Here is an 18,317-nt window from a genome sequence, read left to right as displayed (position 1 = left end):
GTCGAGCGATCCTTTGCCGATGCCAAACAGCTTCATGGCCATCGCTATGCCCGCTTCCGAAGTCTCACCCGCGTCGCATGCCAGTGCCTGTTGGCGGCAGCCGCCCAAAACATCAAGAAGATCGCAATGGCGCTGAAAAGAGCGCCAAAACCGGCCACCGCGTGAGCCAACGCCCCTGCCTCGCCTCCACCAAAACACCGCAGCAAAAATCAAATCGCCAAAAACAAAACCCGCCGAAAATATCGACGGGTTTGTCAGCGGTCTGAGGCGCCTCTCGGCGCCTTTTCTTCGTTTTGGGGTTCGCCAGATCAGGCGGCCGGCAGCCGCGACAGCGGAATGGCGTCCTCGCGCTCGCCGCCGCGCTCCATGGCCATTTCGTCTGCCAACTGACGGATATGCGTGAAGTCGGTCGGTCCCTCGAAAACGGCGCCGCCGAGCCGGATGCCGATCGTCATCGGCGATCCCTCGGCCGAGAACGAGGCTTCCGCGACGCGCCGGCGGATGCGGGTGCCGACGTCCTGGGCGTTTTCGATGGTCGCGCCCGGGAGGAAAACCCCGAGCTCGTTGGTGGCGAGGCGCGCAACCAGGTCACCCTTTCGCACCGACGACTGGATGATCGCGGCGAGCGACTGCATGACGGTGTCCGCCCATTGCGGGCCATAGCGCCTGCTGATGTCGTCAAGCGTATCGATGACGACGGCGATCATCACGCCGCCGGCGTCGGTGGCGATTCGCTTGCGCCGGTCGATGTAGTGTTCGACGGCCGCGGCAAAGGCTGTACCGTTCAGCGTCTTGGTTACGGCATCGTGGCGCGCAGTATAGTTAATCGTTTCCTGTAGTTTTTTGAGGTCGCCAATTTTGAGCTGCAAGATCAATAGCAGCGGAAATGCAACAAGAAGCGAAATTAAACCTGCGCCGACAAATCCCACCAAAAATGGTCGATCCGGTACGAGAAGGTTTAAGATAAGTAAAACGCCGACGGATCCAGCCACGTAGCAGACAGCACCGAGGGTTGCGATCCGAAGAGCTGAAACGATTGTGGCGGAAGAGTAACGCTGGCTAAAATTCATCGCGGGTCATGTCCGTTTGAAAGTAATGCCAGATAAACAGGTTCGGGCAAAGCCCCCGTTAAAAAATCCTGTAAAATTCTCGCTTTAGGCAGTTGTCCACTGGGATTAACTGTCTTGGCAGGAATGTCGGAAGCTGCGATTGGAATGTGGAAAGATTGGTGTTACTTCTTTGCCAAAGAAAATCTTTGGTATACGGGTACGCCGAGTGAATCTTTGATGTTGAGGGGCATCGAACTTGTTTAAGAGCAAAAGAATTTTTGCAGCATTGTCTGCGACGGTTGCTTTGAGTTTTTCGTTTTATGCTGATGCCAATGCAATGTCTCTGCAGCAGGCCATCGAAAAGACGATGAAAACGAACCCGCAGATCTTGCAGGCTGCGAAGGATAGAGAAGCTATCGAGTTTGAACTACGCCAAGCGCGCGGTTTATACTTGCCATCCGTAGATTTGGAGAGCGGGATCGGGCGCCGTCGCTTGTCGAATGAAAGCTCCGGCTCGCTAAGAGATGATCATGACTATCTGTCGCCGGGCGATGTTGGTCTGACGATCTCGCAGACACTCTACGATGGCGGCAGCCGCCGCGCCCAGGTCGAACAGCAGGCTTCGCGCGTCGATGGTGCGTCCTTTCGAGTTCTCGAACGGTCTGAGTCGCTCGCCCTCGAAGTGACGCAGGACTATCTGGAATACATGCTCCAGAACCAGATCGTTGCTGCCGCCAAGCAGAACGTTGCGTTCCATACGCAGATGGTCGGCGACATCGACGAGAGCATCAAGGGCGGCGCCCTGACGGATGCTGACCGCCTTCAGGGCAGCGAACGTCTGCAGGCCGCCAAGGCCCGGCTGCGCGAAGCGCTCGAAGAGCTTGAGCAGACGAAAATCCGCTTCCTTCAGGTCGTCGGCGAGCCGATCACCAATGCGCAGACGCCGCCGTCCGTTGGCAAGTACGTCCCGAAGACGCTAAACGATGCGGTCTTCGTCGCCGCCAAGAACAGCCCGCGCATCTATTCGGCCAATGCCGACGTCGATGCTGCCGATGCCGGCGTTCGTGGTGCGCGCGCCAACTACCTGCCGAAGGTCAATCTCGAAGGCTCTGCCCGCGTCGGCAACGACATCGATGGCGACGAAGGCAACACCAACGACTATCAGGTCCGCGTCGTTGCCCGCTGGAACCTCTATCGCGGCGGCATCGACGTTGCGCGCGAACAGGAGCAGATCCGTCGTGCCGGCGAGCAGCGCTACAATCTCGCCCAGGTTCAGCGCGAGGTCTCGGAGTCGGTGCGTTCCGCCTGGAACGAGCGCGTCAGCCGCGGCGAGCTGTCCGGAATCCTCAACAAGCAGGCCTCGATCAACAACCAACTCGTCGGTTCCTACCGCGAGCAGTTCAAGGTTGGCCAGCGCTCGCTGCTCGATGTGCTCGATGCGCAGAACACGAAGTTCAACACTCAGGTTCTCGCTGATACCGCGCGCGTTGCATCGCAGTTTGCCGAGTACAAGATCCTGGCGGCGTCGGGCAATCTGCTTCAGACGATGAAGCTGAAGCCGGTCGAACAGTCCAAACCTTATGCGCGGGAAGAGTTTGTTGTCCCCGCGGGCGTCGCTAATCCTGGATATGTCGAGCTTGATTCACATCAGAAGGCCGGTATGCCCCTGGACCTCCTAGCGCCAATTCGACAGCAGTAGTCGACGTGGCCATGGAACAATGCTGAACGTAGCGCTCGGGACCTCCAGCAGCACACCGCTGCAGACATTCAAATCCGCATTCAAATCCGTGGCTGCGTTCTATGGCCGACCAAGCTCGGACACGGTCCTCTTCTCCGGTCTTCCGGATGAGGTGACCGAGTCGCTTGAGATCGATGATATCGAGCGCATGGCCGAGCGCATCGGCCTGCAGGTGATCAAGCACCAGGAGCGCGAGTGCCGCCAGAGCAATTTCGATTGCCCGGCGATCGTCGCGTTTGCCGACGGCAGCGTGTTGCCGCTGCTCGAGGTCGCCGAGGACGGCTCCTATGTCACTGATATCGTTCCGATTGCCGGCAACGCGATCCGTCTGACGCGGGAAGAATTCCTGGCGCTGAAGCCGCAACTGGCCTTTGCCTTTACGCTTTACTATCAGAACGCCTCGGAAGAGGCGCTGGTCGGCAATGCCGTCGAGATCGAGAAGCGGCACTGGCTGGCAACGACGCTTGCGCCTTACTGGCGCACCTATGTCCGCGTCATGGTCGCGGCACTCTTCATCAATCTGATCGCGCTCGGCTCGCCGCTCTTTACGATGAACGTCTATGACCGGGTGCTGCCGAACAAGGCGATCCCGACGCTCTGGGTTCTGGCCGCGGGTATCTCGCTTGCCTATGTCTTCGATTTCCTGCTGAAGACCGCTCGCTCGTCGCTGATCGACTATGCCGGGCGCAAGGCGGATCTGCGCCTGTCGCAGCTGCTGTTCGACAAGGTGCTGAATTCGACGCTCGCCTCGCGGCCGATGTCGACGGGCGAATATGCCAACCGCGTGACGCAGTATGAATTCGTTCGCGAGTTCTTCACGTCGAACACCATCGGCGTCCTGATCGACAGCCTGTTCGTCTTCATTTTCCTCGGCGTCATTTATCTGATCTCCGGCTGGCTCGTCGTCATCCCGGCGGTCGCCTTCGTCCTGTCGGTTGCGATCGGCTTGTGGGCGCAGGCCGCGATCGGCAAGCGCATGGCGACGGCCGCCAACGAGGCGTCGCGTCGCCAGTCTCTGCTGGTGGAAACGATCTCGACGATCGAAACGCTGAAGAGCCTGCGCGCCGAAGCCACCATGCTGCGCCGCTGGCAGGAACTGACAAAGTATTCGAGCCGCACCAGCGAGGATATCAAGCACATCTCGACGAACGCCATCAACATGACGATGTTCATCCAGCAGATGGTGAGCGTCCTGATCGTGATTGCCGGCACCTACGAGTTCTCCGAAGGCCGCATTGCCATGGGCGCGATCGTCGCGACGGTCATGCTGGCAAGCCGCGCCGGCGCGCCGCTCGGCCAGATCGCCATGACGCTGGCGCGGTTCCGTCAGGCGACCATGTCGCTTCGCATTCTCGACAAGATCATGGAGCAGCCCGACGACCGTCCGTCCACGGTCGGCTTCGTCAATCGCGAGATCACCCGCGGCGCTTTCAGCTTCCAGGATGTGTCTTTCCAGTATCCGGGATCGGACTATCCCGTCATCAACAAGCTGTCCTTTACCGTGAAGCCCGGCGAGCGCGTCGGCATCATCGGCCGCATCGGCTCGGGCAAGACGACGCTCGGCCGCTTGCTTGACGGGCTCTTTTCTCCCTCGGGCGGCCGCGTGCTGATCGATGGCGTCGATATCCGCCAGTACCACATGGCCGAGGTTCGCTCGGCGGTCGCCGTGGCCGGCCAGTCGTCCGATCTCTTCTCGGGAACCGTCAAGGAAAACCTGCTGATCGGACGCGCCGACGCGACCGACGAGGAGCTGCTCGAGGTCGCCCGCATGACCGGTGTCGACGAGTTCGTCGGCAATCATCCTCGCGGCTTCGACATGCCCGTCGGCGAACGTGGCACCAACCTGTCGAGCGGCCAGAAGCAGGCGCTGACGATTGCGCGTCTGCTGCTGACGAAGCCGAAGATCGTGTTTCTCGACGAGCCGTCGGGCGCCATGGATCTGGCGACCGAGCGTAACCTGATTGCGCGCCTGTCGAAGGCGATCAGCCGTGATACGACGCTTTTGATCGCCACCCACCGCTACAGCATGCTTGAGCTCGTCGATCGCCTGATCGTCATCGACAAGGGCCGCATCATTGCCGACGGTCCGAAAGGTGCGGTCATCGAGGCCATGCAGCGCAAACCGGCAGGGGCGCAGTCATGAGCCTCAGCAATCGCCACGACAATCCTCCGCTTCTCGCCCGCGGCATTCTGGCACTGGTGGCCCTGGTTATTGCGAGCTTCGTCGCCTGGGCGGCGATTGCCGACATCAACGAGATCGCCCGCGGCGAAGGCAAGGTCATTCCGGTCTCGAAGACGCAGATCATCCAGTCCTCGGAGCCCGGTGTCGTCCAGCAGATCGCCGTCGTCCTCGGTCAGGTCGTTCGCAAGGGGCAGCTGCTCGTCCAGCTCGACAATACGACGACGACCTCCACCCTCGGTGAATCCGTTGCCAAGGCGCGTGCTCTGGGTGCCAAGGTGGCTCGATTGAAGCTCGAGGAGGCGGGCCAATACGACGCCGCGTTCGTCTGCCCCGAAGAAATCATGTCGGTCGCCAAGGACGTCTGCAGCAACGAGGAGAAGCTTTTCGCCGCCGATCGTGCCAGCTACCAGAACAAGCTCGGAGTCCTGCAGGAGCGCGTGCGCCAGCGCGAGAACGAGCTCAGTGAAGCCCACGCCAACATCGATCGCCTGGAGCAGAACATCGAAGGCGCCCAGCGCCAGTACGATCTCATTTTCCCTCTGGCGCAGAAGAAGCTGGTGGCGCAGACGGAAGTGCTGAAGACCGAGCGTGATCTTACCGACCAGAAGGGCCAGCTCAAGGTTTACCAGGAAAGCATCGACCGCCTGCAGGCTGCCGTGCAGGAAGCCAAGCTGCAGCTCGGCGATCTTGCCCTCGAACTGCGCCAGCAGGCGCTGACGGACAAGGCGCAGGCGCTGGCCGAACTTTCGGTCGTCGACGAGACCATCCGCGGCGCGTCCGACCGCGTCAAGCGCACCGACATCCGCTCGCCGGTCGACGGCATCGTCAATACGCTGGAGGTCAACACCATCGGCGCCTATGTCGACCCGGGCCGTGTCATCGCCGGCATCGTTCCGACCGCTGATACGCTGCTGGTAGAAGCCAAGATTTCGCCGCGCGACGTCGCCTTCGTGCGCCGCGGCCAGCCTGCCGTCGTCAAGGTCACCGCTTACGACTTCTCGATCTTCGGCGGCCTTGAGGGCGTCGTCGAGAATATCTCCGCAGACAGTCTCGTGGAGAAGGAAAAGGGCGAGACCTACTATCTCGTACAGGTCAAGACCGACAAGTCCGCGCTGGAGCGCAACGGCAAGTCCTATCCGATCATCCCCGGCATGGTTGCCTCGGTCGAGATCATGACCGGCAACAAGACCGTGCTGAGCTACCTGATGAAGCCGATCAACAAGGCGCGCAGCGAAGCGCTGACGGAGCGATAGGATGCTGATCGTCAAGCCAGGCAGCAACGCACTCACTGAACTCGAGCCGATCGAGGAGCCTTTGCCGGCCATCGGCGCCGATGAGATCGAGCCGCGCTTCCGGGCGGTCGTCGGTCGAGGCGGCGAGCGCCGCGGTATCCGCCTCGAGCGGATCTACTGGGATGGCCTCGGCCGCATGTCGTCTGCCGGCAAGATGAGCACGGCCGACCTCGTGCACTATACGGCCTCGCAGATGCCGGAGTCCGGCAACCTCGCCTCGCTGCTGCGTGTGCTCAGCTTCAAGTGGGCGCTGCGCAGGCTGGATACCGTCGAAGACGCCTCGTCCATGGCAAACGTCAACGCCATCATCCAGGCGTCGCCATCGCCGACGATTCTGCTGACGCAGGAAAAGAAGATCCAGCTCTTCAACGATCCCTTCCTGACCATGCTGCGCCAGCGGCTCCCGCTTGGCGATGCGGCGCAGTTGACGAAGAGCTTGCGCTTTTCGATCGATACGCAGATCGATGAGGCGATCGCCACGCTCTATCGCAACAGGGGCAAGACGCTGAACACCGGCTTCACCATTGCCGTCGGCTCGGCCTCGATGAAGGGCCAGATTAATCTGGCTCTCGCGCCAACGCACGAGAAGCCGATGCTGATCGGCTACGTCTCGCGTTACTGACCAGCAAATCTCAGACATGAAAAAGGCGACTGAGGTTCAGCCGCCTTTTCCCTGCATCTTGCCGGCGATTTTCAGAACGTCGTGCCTTCGCCTGGAGCGACCTTTTCGAGTGGCAATGCCGAGGCAACCTGCTTGGCGCCGGTGCGTGTTCCGTGCAGGTAGCCCTTGCCATCCGCGATCGAGTAGAGCGGCACATAGTCGGGCAGCCTGGTATCCAGTAGAACCTCGTCACGCATGTTGTCGAGAATGAAGCGGTTGCCGTTCACCGCGACAGAAAGCACCGCGTGGTAGAAGTGGCGCTTCTGATCGAACAGGACAATGACGGACATGTCCTTGAGCTCGACGCCTTCGGCGTGCAGCGCGGCCATCTTCAGGATCGCGAAGTCCTCGCAATCGCCCTGCTGGCGTGAGAGCGTTTCGGTGGGCGTCGCCCAGTAGTCGGCCACCTTGTAGGTGTCGATGTCGCGGCTATAGCGGATCGTGTGATTGATCGTGATGTTGACCGCGTTCAGCTTGTCGCGGATCGAGGACTGCAACGTCTTGCTGAAGGCAACCTTGATCGCGGTCGCGGCCTCCGAGCACTTACCTGCGCTGCAGTCAATGGCTGTCCCATCGGTTATTTCCGACAGGGACGGTTCGAGCTTCTTCAGGGCAGCCAGTCGTTTGAACGGAATGGCGACCGTCCCGAAAGCGGCGCTGCCCCCCGGCGCGGCGATCGCCGGCCGTGCGACTGGCTGCGTCGGGGCGACGCTCTCGTTCACCCAGCCTGCCGGCTCGGGCTGCAGTGAGCGCGTCAGCGCGGCAACGTCGATGGTTCCGATGCTTTTCGTCGCCAGCGCGAGGAGGTTGGCGACGCTGCCGAGCGTCAATGCGCGGGCTGTATCGGCCGCCAGGTCAACGGAGTAGATCGCGCCTGACATTTGCGAAGACGGCAATATGGATGCCGCCGAAATATTCGGTGCAAATGCGGCTGAAAATGCAGACAAAGTAAAAGCAGCGATGTTGCTTGTTTTTATACTGCGCTTCATGGATCGCGGTCTCTCGTTGGTTGCGAGAAACGTACAAAACATCTATAAAAATCAGGTATTTAAGCATAGATAAGGTTTGGATAAATTATCCGTTCAAAAGAACATAAAAGTTTAGTGTGCCCGTCAACCAAGTTTGGGCGAAGGGTTTGCTTTCCGGTGTTGCCTGTGCAGATATGAAATCCTGTCAAACGGCCGGAAAAGGCCGCGATTGCGAGTAGTGGGGGAACAGGTGACAGTGCAGTCAATCGAGCCGGTGCAAGGCTCGCATGGTTTACGCTCGACACGGCAAGTGTCGCCTTCGGAAGGCTCCGGTCCCCTCAAACTCATCAAATCCGTTCTCGCAATGTCGATCGTCGTCGCCTGCGGCGTGGTCTCGGGCTGCCAGTCCGACGTCGATGGCATCGCCAAGAACGTGAAGACCAACGACATCAAGGCACCTTCGAGCGAAGTCGAGGAAAACTTCGGAGAAACGGGAGCGGAGATCACGCTGCTGCTCCCAAAAGGCACGACCGGCATCTATGAGGGTGCTGCGCGTGACATGCGCGACGGTGCCGGCCTCGGCGTCGGCGAACTCGGCGGCAACCAGGTCTTCGTGAAGGTTGTCGACGTGGCCTCCGGCGCTCCGGCCGCCGCGACTGCCGTCAGTGAGGCGAGGGCGCGCGGTTCCGTTATGCTCGTCAGCTACGCATCGCCTGCCGTCACATCAGCTATCGCTGCGGTCCCGGCTGACCAGCGGCCGGCTTTGCTCAATCTGGGCGTGCCGGTTCCGCCCACATCGGGCAATGTCTACAACTTCGTTTCCGATGAGATCGACAGCGCCATTGAAGGCGTGCAGGCAGCCTCTGCCAGCGGCCACAAGAAGGTGCTGGTTTTCGCCCAAAGCGATTTTCCGGCTGCTGACGAGGCCCGGTTGGCAGGCGCCATCCAGGCCGGCGGCGGCACGTATCTCGGCCTTGCCCGCTACGATCTGACGGACGCTGCCGCCGCTGATGCGGTCAAGAGGGCGGGCGCCAACCTGCAGAATGCCGAGACCGTGCTCGTTCTCGGGAAAACGGTGATCACCACGACCATCGCCGGCGCCGTGAAGGCCAGCGGCAAGACGAACGTCACCTTCGTCGGCACAAGCGCCTGGCCACCGCAAACGTATACGGATCCCTCGGTGGCAGGCACGCTGATTGCCATGGTCGAGCCCGAAGGCGCGACGATGATCGCCGAGCGCTACCAGCGGCACTACAAGCGCGCACTCTCCACCGACGCGGCTTACGGCTACGATGCTGTTGCCGTTGCCTCGGGCATTGTCCGGACAAAGGGACCGGAGGGAATGAACGCACAGAACCTGACCAGCAAGGTCGGCTTCCGCGGCGTGACCGGCCTCTTCAGGCTGACGCCGGCGGGTACCGTGGAGCGCAAGATGAGCCTTTATTCCCTTAACGGCGGCAAGCTCAGCCTGCTCGGTGCCACGCCGGCCTCTTTCTGATAACCCACACACTTGGACATCGGACCGTATGCCGCCTTCACCAAGCGCCGTGCTAAGCGCTTAGAGACCTGGCCGGCAGGTGCTTCGCCCGGCAAACGGAGGGGTAGTTGCCGCGCCGCCATTGTCTCCTGCCAATCAGGAGTCAGACACGAATTCACGTCAACGGCCAGGCAGCATTCCTTTTGCTCTCACTTGGCGGCCTTGTCGGTGCCAAGTAGGTAGCCTCCGTCCCAGTGATAGATCTGCTTGTCGTCGACCGTGACCTTGACGACCGCCTGGAAACCGGCGAGCGTCCCGCTGCCGGCATGAAACGCACAGGTTCCTTGCATTGGGCTGGCGGTGTCGTAGGTGACGCAGTACCCGACCGCCGTGTCTCCGTTTCCGACGGCAATAACAGCCGTGCTACTGCCGAAAAGGGGACTGCCGGTCACCGGCCCATAGTACAAGATCTTGGTACCCGCCGGGATCGCCGCCAGATTCGATTCCGTAATCGTGCAGAAGCTCGGAGTCTCGCCGGTGTACTGGCTACATTCCTTAGAGATCTTGAGTGGTTGCATAGAGGGCGCCGCATGCGCCACGGACGCTAGTACCAGGATGGCACCAGCCGACAGGATCAATAATCTGCTCATTGCCTAGTCCCCCAGTCGAATGGTGTCGAGAACTCTACTCTCTATCGCCTCTCCTCGCAATTCGCTGCTTGGGTCCAGGGAGCGCCGTCCGCGACGCCGCCGACTTGCATGAGTCCGGACCCTAAGGCCGTGCAGCCGCAAAGAAGGGCTCCGGACTCTCCACTTCGATCAGCCGCCGGCGCTCGATCTGCCAGAACCGGTTGCCGATGGCACGCACGAAGCTGCGGTCGTGGGAAACAACAAGGCAGCTCGCCTGGTGGGCCATGAGTTCGCCCTCCAGCGCTTCCTGCCCGTCGATATCGAGGTGGTTGGTCGGCTCGTCGAGCAGATAGAAGTTCGGCTCCGCCAGCCGCAAAACCAGCATGCCGAGCCGCGCCTTCTGCCCGCCCGACAGCCGCCCGACCGGACGCGACTGCATGTCGATGGTCATGCCGGCCCCCGCGAGCAGCGCCCGCGCCCGCTGGTCGCCAACGTCGAAGCGGCGGATGATCGTCTCCATCGGCGTATCGCTGTCCTTCAAGTCGGCCAGCGCCTGGTCACTATAGCCGAGCACCAGCGAAGGGGTGGCCTTGATGCCGTCCTGCGCCGTCTCCGGATGGCCGATTGCCTTTCGCAGCATCGCGATCAGCCGTGATTTGCCGGCGCCGTTCTCCCCGAGCAATACGATCCGGTCACCCTGGCAGATGAACTGCCGCCCGGTCCGGAAGAGTGTCGTGCCTTCAGGGGTACGGACCTCCGCTTCGTCGAGTGTCACAAGCACCTTGGCATGCGTGCCGCGGTTGGCGAGCTTGATCGCACCGGCCGATCGCTCGAGATGGGCGGGCTTGGCCGCATCCTCGAGCTTGTCGGCGCGTTGCTTCAGCTGCTTTGTCTTGACAACCAGCAGGTCGCTGCCGGAGTTGATGCCGATATTGTTGAGTTTCGCCGCTTGCTTGCGCAATTGCTCGGCAGTCTTCATGTCGCGTTCGTAGCGTCTCCTGTCGGCCGCGTCCGCCTCATCAAGCGCTGCCCGCGCCCGGCTGTAGGGCAGGGAGAAGACCTGCGACTGCTCCGGCCGCAGGAACAGCGTACGATTGGTGACTGCATCGAGAAAGGCACGGTCGTGGCTGGAGATGATCACAGGCACATCGCGGGGCAGGGCGTTCAACCAATCCTCAAGCGCCGCGATCTTGCCGAGATCGAGGTGGTTGGTCGGCTCGTCGAGCAGCAGCGCGTCGGGCTCCATCACCCAGGTGCGCGCCAGCATCGCCAGCCGCTGCCAGCCGCCGCTGAGCTGCCTGACCGGGCGGCTGCGCAAGGCTTCGGGCACGTCCAGCGAATCCAGCACGATGTCCACGCGCCAGCTTTCGTTCGCCTGCTGATCGGCAGGCAGCGCCTGAAGGACAGCATCGTGGAACGGCACGTCAAGCAGCTTGGCTGGCACCTCCTGTTCGACATAGCCGATCGTCAGCCCGCGCGAGCGCGTGATGTCGCCGTGGGTTGCCTCGAGCGCTCCCGAAATGCAGCGGAGCAGTGTGGACTTGCCGCGGCCGTTGGCGGCGACGAGCCCCAGGCGGTCGCCGGCATTGATGACGAGGTCAAGCTTGGCAAAAACCGGTGCGCTGAGGGTGACGCCGAGATTGCGGATATTGATAAGGGTCATGATCTTGCTCTGGTCTTGCCGAGCGATCACACGGGCGAGGGCATGCAGCCTTCATCGCGTGCGTGTGCTTCGAGCTCGGTGGATGAGTATTGCAGACGGGCGAATGCCCAAACTGCTGCCACGAGGGGCAGACCAGGGAAGAGAGTTTGTGAGAAACGGTCTCTGGTCAGCCCTGCAAACGCATTTGCAGGGCGTTGACGGGGCCACGTTGCCGGTTGAACCGGAAATAGAAATTTTGCACGCGACCCTCCTTTCTCTTTGAGCGCATTGGAGAAATAGCATTGCTAACCCAGGAATGCAACCAAAGCGCTTGTGCTGCGCGGTCGCGCTCCCGAACTTGCATTGGGCAGCGTGGTTGCTGTAAGCGGCTCGACAGGTATTCTTAAAATTCCAGGAGAGACGCCATGGCAGGCGGTGACGACGATTACGTTTATGATGAAGTGACGGGCGAATGGCGTCCGGCTTCGGAAATGGCTGCCGCGGCCGCACAGGCCGCTGAGGTTCGGGATGCTGCCGGAAACGTCCTGAAGGACGGCGATTCCGTCGCCCTCATCAAGGACCTGAAGGTGAAGGGGGCCAATCAGACCCTGAAGCAGGGTACGGTTATCCGATCGATCCGTTTGACGGATAACCCGGAAGAGATCGACTGTCGCCACGACACCATCAAGGGCCTTGTCTTGCGTACGGAGTTCGTCCGCAAGCGTTGAGCGCGTGACGGGCAGAAGATTTCGCGGGGCGGAACGAGGGCGATAGCCCCCTTCCGCTCAGCGCTTCAAACTTCCGAGGATGCCGCGCACCAGGGCCCGGCCGACCTGTGTCGCCACCGTACGGGCCACGCTCTTCATCGCCGCTTCCACGACCGTTTCGCGCTGGTAGCCGGAGGAGCGGGCGCGGCCCTGGCTCTTGGCCTGCGGTTCGGTCTCATCATCGCCGAAGCCCGGCAGTGTCCAGCGGCCCGAGGCGCTGCCCTCGGTCGGCTCGGTCGGCTGCACCTGCTTGGCTGCATCGGAGTCGGATGCCTTCTTGGCGCGCGCCGCCAGAATCTCGAAGGCGGATTCACGATCGAGATCTTCGTCGTAGACCCCGAGCACCGGGCTCTTATCCATGACCTGCTGGCGCTCCGGATCGGTCAACGGGCCGACGCGTCCGGACGGCGGGCGCACCAGCGTCCGCTCGACGATCGAGGGTGAGCCCTTCGCCTCCAGTGTCGACACCAGCGCTTCGCCAGTGCCGAGCGTAGTGATGACGGTGGCGCAGTCGAAGGCAGGGTTGGGACGGAAGGTGTCCGCCGCTGTCCTCACAGCCTTCTGCTCGCGCGGCGAATAGGCGCGCAGCGCATGTTGCACCCGGTTGCCGAGCTGCGCGAGGACGGTTTCCGGCACATCGAGCGGGTTCTGCGTCACGAAATAGACGCCGACCCCCTTCGAGCGGATAAGGCGCACGACTTGTTCGACGCGCTCGATCAGCACCTTCGGCGCGTCGTTGAAGAGCAGGTGCGCCTCGTCGAAGAAGAAGACGAGGTTCGGCTTCTCCGGGTCGCCCACCTCCGGCAGCTCCTCGAAGAGCTCGGACAGCAGCCACAGCAGGAAGGTCGCGTAGAGCCGCGGGTTCATCATCAGCTTGTCGGCGGCGAGCACGGAAATCTGGCCATAGCCGCGGTTGTTGGTCCGCATGATGTCGGTGATCTTGAGCGCCGGTTCGCCGAAGAAGTGTTCGGCGCCCTGCTGTTCCAGCACAAGGAGGCCACGCTGGATCGAGGCAACCGACGCCTTCGAGATCAGGCCGAACTGGCTGGAGAGCTCGGTTGCGTTCTCCGCCATGTAGTTCAGCAGAGAGGAGAAGTCCTTGAGGTCGAGCAGGGGGAGGCCGCCCTGGTCGGCGAGCTTGAAGGCGATGTTGATGACGCCCTCCTGCGGCTCGGAGGCGTCCATCAGCCGCGCGAGCAGCAGCGGTCCCATTTCGGCAATGGTGGTGCGGACGCGGTGGCCCTTCGCACCGAAGAGATCCCAGAAGATGACCGGGAACTGGTCGAATTCGTAATCGTCGAAGCCGATCTGCTCGGCGCGCTTGGTCAGAAAATCCTTTGGTTCGCCTTTTGCCGCGATACCGGAGAGGTCGCCCTTGATGTCGGCGCAGAAGACCGGCACGCCAGCCCTCGAAAAGCCCTCGGCCAGCACCTGCAGCGTCACCGTCTTGCCGGTGCCGGTTGCGCCCGTTACCAGGCCGTGGCGATTTCCGAATTTCAGGTCGAGATATTCCGGCTTGTTGATGCTGTCATCCGGATTGCGGCTGACGCCGACGAAAATCTTGCCATCCTCGAGCATTTCGAAAATTCTCCCTGCGGCTGTCGGCGCCGATTGCGTCAAAATGCGGAGCGTCGTTTCCGCATGGTCATTGTAATATCGCTTCCCTGTTATAAGCAGGGAGCCCGATGCGGACAACTGTCTGCATTAAAAGGAAAAGTAGGATAAAGCCTGCTTTTGCGGCAGGCGGCTTGAGTTGCCCGGAAAGTTCGACTAACGTTGACGTTAACGTCAAAAATAGGAGGCTGACAATGAATGAAATCGTAGACCAGATCGCCGCGCGTGTGGGCATCACTCCGGAACTGGCCGAAAAGGCGGTGGGCATGATGCTCGGCTTCCTGCAGCGCGAGGCGGCAGACGGTCCGGTCGCCAAGATGATCGAAGCCATTCCGGGCGCGTCCGACCTCGTTGCCAAGTACAATGGCGAAGGCGCGAGTGGCGGCGGCGGGATCCTCGGCAGCATCATGGGCGCGCTCGGCGGCGGCGGCATCATGGCGCTCGGCCAGCAGCTGATGTCGGAAGGCCTTGGCATGGGCGAGATCACCACGCTCGCCAAGGAAACCATCGCGATTGCCGAGCAGCACGCGGGCAAGGAAGTCGTGGACGAGGTTGTCGGCTCGGTTCCGGGCCTCAGCCAGTTCGTCTAAGCGGCAAGAGAAGACTTTCGGCGGGCGGGGCTTGTTCCCGCCCGTTTGCATTTGTGGGCTACGGCGTTACTCCAAGTAGGGTCAGCCAGGCTTGCGACTGGTCGCCGGCAGCCTTGCGTCCGGCATCGTCAAGCACACGGGGGCCGCAATAACGGTCGATGTTGGTCCGGTCGGTGTCGTTGATCTCTGGGTTGTGCGATGCCGCAATAACCTGACGCCAGGCACAGCCAAGGACGGGCTCGACAACGATGCCCTCGTTGCAGCCGGTGCTCAGACAGAAAGAAATTTTCCTCTGACTTTCGATGCGACCGGCGATGGCATCCGCGTAAAGGCCGGTCCAATCAGCACGGATCTGTTCGCAGCGCTCGGAAGCGTCGCTTTGCTGGCAACTGATCGTCGGAACATAGCTGTCCGCGGGCGGCCAGTCGGCAACCTCGGCGAGGCTGACGCATCCACAGGCAACAAGAACGGCTGCAATCAACTGCGACATCGGGCCTCTTATCCGGCAAGAGAATCACTGAAGACAAGCTACAGCTTCTCTTGCGTGTTAGGGAGGCACTTCTGAAGCGTCATGGCATCAAAGCCGGCAAGGCAGCCGGCTTAATGCTTGCTCTTCGTTTCTCTTGCCAGCTTAAGGATGACGTCGTCGGCAGCGTCGGCCAGAGCCATCGCGATTTCGGCTGCCTTCCATCCCCTTTTCTCGCCATTGCGAATGAGCTCGAAAAGGAGGGGTTCGAACTCCGACCTGCAGGTTTCCATACGCTGATCGGAAGTCGAACGATTCTTAGCCAATTGACTATCTACCATGTCAATACCCCAAAACCCTCGGGATAGATTTAGCAAGGCGGCGAGAGAGCGCAAGTAAATATATTAATCGAGCTTTAACAATTTCGACTAATATATACTTTATTCGCCAAATGCTAGAAAAATATAAGAAGGGCCCGTCGGGGTTGGACGAGCCCCGCCTTCTTTGTCGCACAGAAAAAGCAACGCGGTCAGCCGAAGAATCTTCGCTATACTAAGCGAAAGGGTCAACACATCCATATTTTGTATAGCACACCATAAATGTGTTGCAATGGATCTCGCCCAAACGAAATGGTACAATATCTATGCTCGCCATGCGCGAGCGGCCGGGAAATTCTACTCGGTTTTACTTTAGTTAAGCGTGTATTTCCGGGCTTTACTTTGGATCAGGGTTGCGGGTGGCTGCGCCCAGTTCATGCCACTCCCGGCCATCGCGGCGGATCAGTTCGTCGGCGCAGGATGGACCACTGCTTCCGGGCGCGTATGACTCCGGCGTTTCGCTGCTTTTTGCCCATATATCCAGGAAGGGTTGCACCGCCGCCCAACCGGCCTCGATGCCGTCCGCGCGCTGGAACAGCGTCTGGTCACCGGTGAAGAGGTCGTAGAGAAGCGACTCGTACCCCGTCATCTTGCCGATATCGAATTCGTCGGCATAGCGGAAGTCGAGCGAGACCGGGACGGTGTCGACAGATAGGCCGGGCGACTTGATGGAGATCTCGACGCTCAGCCCCTCATCGGGCTGGACCTGGATGAGCATCTTGTTCGGCGGCAGGTGACGGTTGACATCCGTTTTCCGAAACTGCGCGAAGGGCACCTGCTGGAAGGTGATGACGACTTCCGTATCGCGCGCCTTCAGCGCCTTGCCCGTCCTGAGATAGAAGGGCACGCCGGCCCAGCGCCAGGAATCGACGTAGAGCTTCATCGCGACGAAGGTTTCGGTGTTGCTGTCGGGCGAGACGTTCTTGGTTTCCCGGAACGCGGCAATGTCGTTTCCGTCGAGCTTGCCTGATGTGTAGGCGCCGCGAACGGCATGCGTTTCGGCTTCCTCCGGCGTATAGATGCGCAGCGCGCCCAGCGCCTTGCTCTTTTCCGTGCGGATCGCTTCGGCGCCGAAACCGTTCGGGGCCTCCATCGCGATCATCGCCAGCAGTTGGAACAGATGATTGGGGATCATGTCGCGCATTGCGCCGGTCGCGTCGTAGAATTTGCCGCGCGTGCCGACGTCGACTGTTTCGGCGGCGCTGATCTGCACGTGGTCGATATAGTTGTTGTTCCAGAGCGCCTCGATCATCATGTTGGCGAAGCGGGCGGTCAGAATGTTCTGCACCGTCTCCTTTCCCAGGAAGTGGTCGAGGCGGTAGACCTGGCTCTCGGAGACATTGGAGAGGATCCGGGCGTTCAGCGCACGGGCCGAGGCGAGGTCGGTGCCGAAAGGCTTCTCGATGGCAATCCGCCGGAAGCATCCGTCAGCTTCGCTGGTGAGGCCGTGTTGGGCCAGCTTTTCGACCAGCGGGCCGAAGAACTGTGGCGGTACCGCGAAGTAGAAGGCCGCGTTACAGCTCGTCAGGTGCTTCTTGATCTCGACGAATATGCCGTCTTGCGTGAAATCGCCTGAAATGTAGGAGATGCGCTGCTGCAGACGCTGCCAGGCGTCGTCGGTCTCCGGTCGGATCGGGTCGCTCAATCCGGCAAGAAAGCTGTCCAGCCTCGCAACCAGTGAGGCGTCGTCGCCAGCTTCTATGCCGACGCCGAGGATCTTCAGATCGTCGCCGACCAATCCGCTTCGCGTCAGATTGATGATCGCCGGTATCAGCAGGCGCCGCGTCAGGTCGCCGGTCGCGCCGAAGATGACGAGTGTGGCTGACGGAATGGGGGCGGCGTCCATGAAGGGTTCCTCGCTGTTTCCATCGACTATAGTGCGCGCTTGTGCGGCGGCAAGCAGGATGCCGCCTGAGCATTGCACGGTAATGTCATCGGATCCTGTCTTGCCCTTCGACTGGCCAATCGGAGCCCGTCAAACCGCCAGGGCGTGTCAGCTCTTAACCGCCACCATGAAGATCCGCGGGAAGCGCAACAACACGCGCCCGTCCGACATCTTCGGGTAGGCCTTTTCAACGCGGCCGAGATAGTCGGCCAGGAACGCCTCGCGATGCTTTTCGCCTGCGTGATCGAGATAGGGCCGCAGGCCCGTTCCTTTGACCCATTCGACGATTGCGGCGGCGTCAGCCATTGGATGGTTGTAGGCTGTATGCCAGATGTCGACGCGGGCGGCCTTGTCGATGAGCCGACTGTAGTAGGTGGAGGGCGGCGGCAGGGTTTCGCGGCGAACGCTCCACGCCGCGAACGCTGTTTTCCACGGGCCGGCATGCGCCGTCTCCTCCATCAGCAGATGCGTCGGCTCGGTCAGATTGTCGGGCATTTGCACCGCCAGCACGCCGCCCGGCGCAAGTCCGTCCATCAAGCGATCGAAAATGTCGAGGTGCTCAGGCAGCCACTGGAAGACGGCATTCGCAAAGAGGAGGTCCGCCGGTTCGCTCGGCTGCCAGGTGGCAAGGTCGGCCTCGACAAAGGGCGTGCCGGGCATGCGCTTGCGAGCCGCTTCCAGCATGTTCAGATCGCTGTCCAGGCCGGAAACGCCTTTGGCACCGAAACGCTCGACAATCAGCTCCGTCGAATTGCCCGGCCCGCAGCCGAGGTCCACGGCGTGGCGGACGTGTTCAAGCGGCACCTGCGCCAACAGATCCCGCGCCGGGCGTGTGCGTTCATCCTCGAATTTGACATACTGGCTGGCAGACCATACCATGACCATCTCCAATGAAAGAACACAAGGGGCAAAACGCCTTCAACTGGCAGCTTTTCCTTGGGTTCGGTTTCGTGTTGATCGACGTTTTCGCCGATCGGCTA

General features: G+C 61.1%; 18 protein-coding genes. 9 read left to right on the top strand and 9 right to left on the bottom strand.

Annotated elements, in window-relative coordinates; genetic code table 11:
- The coding region (locus tag RHIBUN_RS0131860; RefSeq protein WP_025662743.1) for a transposase at positions 1-165 on the top strand (165 nt) is incomplete at its 5' end.
- A 143-nt stretch (positions 166-308) separates the two neighbouring features.
- Here the strand turns inward: RHIBUN_RS0131860 and RHIBUN_RS0131855 are convergent.
- Positions 309-869, bottom strand: a complete 561-nt coding sequence (locus RHIBUN_RS0131855; protein WP_245271785.1) for a GGDEF domain-containing protein — start codon at positions 867-869, stop codon at positions 309-311.
- Positions 870-1,386: 517 nt separating this feature from the next.
- Between RHIBUN_RS0131855 and RHIBUN_RS0131850 the strand changes: the two genes are divergently transcribed.
- The 4 genes from RHIBUN_RS0131850 to RHIBUN_RS0131835 are packed head-to-tail and all read left to right on the top strand — an operon-like array spanning position 1,387 to position 6,883.
- Complete coding sequence (locus RHIBUN_RS0131850) at positions 1,387-2,748, top strand: TolC family outer membrane protein (protein ID WP_037218198.1); 1,362 nt, start codon at positions 1,387-1,389, stop codon at positions 2,746-2,748.
- 19 nt (positions 2,749-2,767) lie between these two features.
- The gene (locus RHIBUN_RS0131845; protein ID WP_025662740.1) at positions 2,768-4,930 is read left to right on the top strand and encodes a type I secretion system permease/ATPase; all 2,163 of its coding nucleotides are present in this window, start codon (positions 2,768-2,770) and stop codon (positions 4,928-4,930) included.
- Positions 4,927-6,222 (top strand): HlyD family type I secretion periplasmic adaptor subunit, encoded by a 1,296-nt coding sequence (locus tag RHIBUN_RS0131840; protein WP_025662739.1) that lies wholly within the window; start codon positions 4,927-4,929, stop codon positions 6,220-6,222. The genes RHIBUN_RS0131845 and RHIBUN_RS0131840 overlap by 4 nt, the downstream gene beginning before the upstream one ends.
- A 1-nt stretch (position 6,223) precedes the next feature.
- A complete protein-coding gene (locus RHIBUN_RS0131835) occupies positions 6,224-6,883 on the top strand; it encodes a ribbon-helix-helix domain-containing protein (RefSeq protein ID WP_025662738.1) in 660 nt (219 codons plus the stop codon).
- 71 nt (positions 6,884-6,954) lie between these two features.
- Here the strand turns inward: RHIBUN_RS0131835 and RHIBUN_RS0131830 are convergent, their stop codons facing one another.
- Entirely contained in the window at positions 6,955-7,818 is an 864-nt protein-coding gene (locus RHIBUN_RS0131830) for a transglutaminase-like cysteine peptidase (protein ID WP_245271784.1), read from the bottom strand.
- A 1-nt stretch (position 7,819) separates the two neighbouring features.
- On the opposite strand from RHIBUN_RS0131830, the gene RHIBUN_RS37815 reads away from it, so the two are divergent.
- Together RHIBUN_RS37815 and RHIBUN_RS0131825 are read left to right on the top strand one after the other, a co-directional pair.
- Positions 7,820-7,984 (top strand): hypothetical protein, encoded by a 165-nt coding sequence (locus tag RHIBUN_RS37815; RefSeq protein WP_245271783.1) that lies wholly within the window; start codon positions 7,820-7,822, stop codon positions 7,982-7,984.
- A 156-nt stretch (positions 7,985-8,140) separates the two neighbouring features.
- Positions 8,141-9,388, top strand: a complete 1,248-nt coding sequence (locus RHIBUN_RS0131825) for a hypothetical protein (RefSeq protein ID WP_025662736.1) — start codon at positions 8,141-8,143, stop codon at positions 9,386-9,388.
- Between the two features lie 188 nt (positions 9,389-9,576).
- Here the strand turns inward: RHIBUN_RS0131825 and RHIBUN_RS0131820 are convergent, their stop codons facing one another.
- Together RHIBUN_RS0131820 and RHIBUN_RS0131815 are read right to left on the bottom strand one after the other, a co-directional pair.
- Positions 9,577-10,017: a hypothetical protein gene (locus tag RHIBUN_RS0131820; RefSeq protein ID WP_018859606.1), complete on the bottom strand. Its 441-nt coding sequence runs from the start codon at positions 10,015-10,017 to the stop codon at positions 9,577-9,579.
- Positions 10,018-10,138: 121 nt separating this feature from the next.
- Positions 10,139-11,659, bottom strand: a complete 1,521-nt coding sequence (locus RHIBUN_RS0131815; RefSeq protein WP_025662735.1) for an ABC-F family ATP-binding cassette domain-containing protein — start codon at positions 11,657-11,659, stop codon at positions 10,139-10,141.
- 404 nt (positions 11,660-12,063) lie between these two features.
- Here RHIBUN_RS0131815 and RHIBUN_RS0131810 point away from each other — a divergent pair, with 404 nt between their 5' ends.
- Complete coding sequence (locus RHIBUN_RS0131810) at positions 12,064-12,366, top strand: alkylphosphonate utilization protein (RefSeq protein WP_025662734.1); 303 nt, start codon at positions 12,064-12,066, stop codon at positions 12,364-12,366.
- Positions 12,367-12,423: 57 nt separating this feature from the next.
- Here RHIBUN_RS0131810 and RHIBUN_RS0131805 read toward each other — a convergent pair whose 3' ends face one another.
- The gene (locus RHIBUN_RS0131805; protein ID WP_025662733.1) at positions 12,424-13,983 is read right to left on the bottom strand and encodes a helicase HerA-like C-terminal domain-containing protein; all 1,560 of its coding nucleotides are present in this window, start codon (positions 13,981-13,983) and stop codon (positions 12,424-12,426) included.
- 230 nt (positions 13,984-14,213) lie between these two features.
- Here RHIBUN_RS0131805 and RHIBUN_RS0131800 point away from each other — a divergent pair, with 230 nt between their 5' ends.
- A complete protein-coding gene (locus tag RHIBUN_RS0131800) occupies positions 14,214-14,609 on the top strand; it encodes a hypothetical protein (RefSeq protein ID WP_018859602.1) in 396 nt (131 codons plus the stop codon).
- A gap of 58 nt (positions 14,610-14,667) precedes the next feature.
- On the opposite strand, the gene RHIBUN_RS0131795 is transcribed toward RHIBUN_RS0131800, so the two are convergent.
- The 4 genes from RHIBUN_RS0131795 to tam all read right to left on the bottom strand — a co-directional run bounded on the left by RHIBUN_RS0131795 (position 14,668) and on the right by tam (position 18,216).
- Positions 14,668-15,099, bottom strand: a complete 432-nt coding sequence (locus RHIBUN_RS0131795) for a hypothetical protein (RefSeq protein WP_025662732.1) — start codon at positions 15,097-15,099, stop codon at positions 14,668-14,670.
- Between the two features lie 110 nt (positions 15,100-15,209).
- Positions 15,210-15,401 carry a hypothetical protein gene (locus tag RHIBUN_RS37145; protein ID WP_192241199.1) on the bottom strand — a complete coding sequence of 64 codons (192 nt, stop codon included), beginning with the start codon at positions 15,399-15,401 and terminating at the stop codon, positions 15,210-15,212.
- 388 nt (positions 15,402-15,789) lie between these two features.
- Entirely contained in the window at positions 15,790-17,298 is a 1,509-nt protein-coding gene (gene zwf / locus RHIBUN_RS0131785) for a glucose-6-phosphate dehydrogenase (RefSeq protein ID WP_025662730.1), read from the bottom strand.
- A 147-nt stretch (positions 17,299-17,445) separates the two neighbouring features.
- The gene (gene tam / locus RHIBUN_RS0131780) at positions 17,446-18,216 is read right to left on the bottom strand and encodes a trans-aconitate 2-methyltransferase (RefSeq protein ID WP_025662729.1); all 771 of its coding nucleotides are present in this window, start codon (positions 18,214-18,216) and stop codon (positions 17,446-17,448) included.
- Between the last annotated feature and the right edge of the window lie 101 nt (positions 18,217-18,317).

The organism is Rhizobium sp. IBUN (assembly GCF_000510625.1).
Classification (GTDB): domain Bacteria; phylum Pseudomonadota; class Alphaproteobacteria; order Rhizobiales; family Rhizobiaceae; genus Rhizobium; species Rhizobium altiplani.
This window is presented reverse-complemented; position numbering and strand designations above follow the sequence as displayed.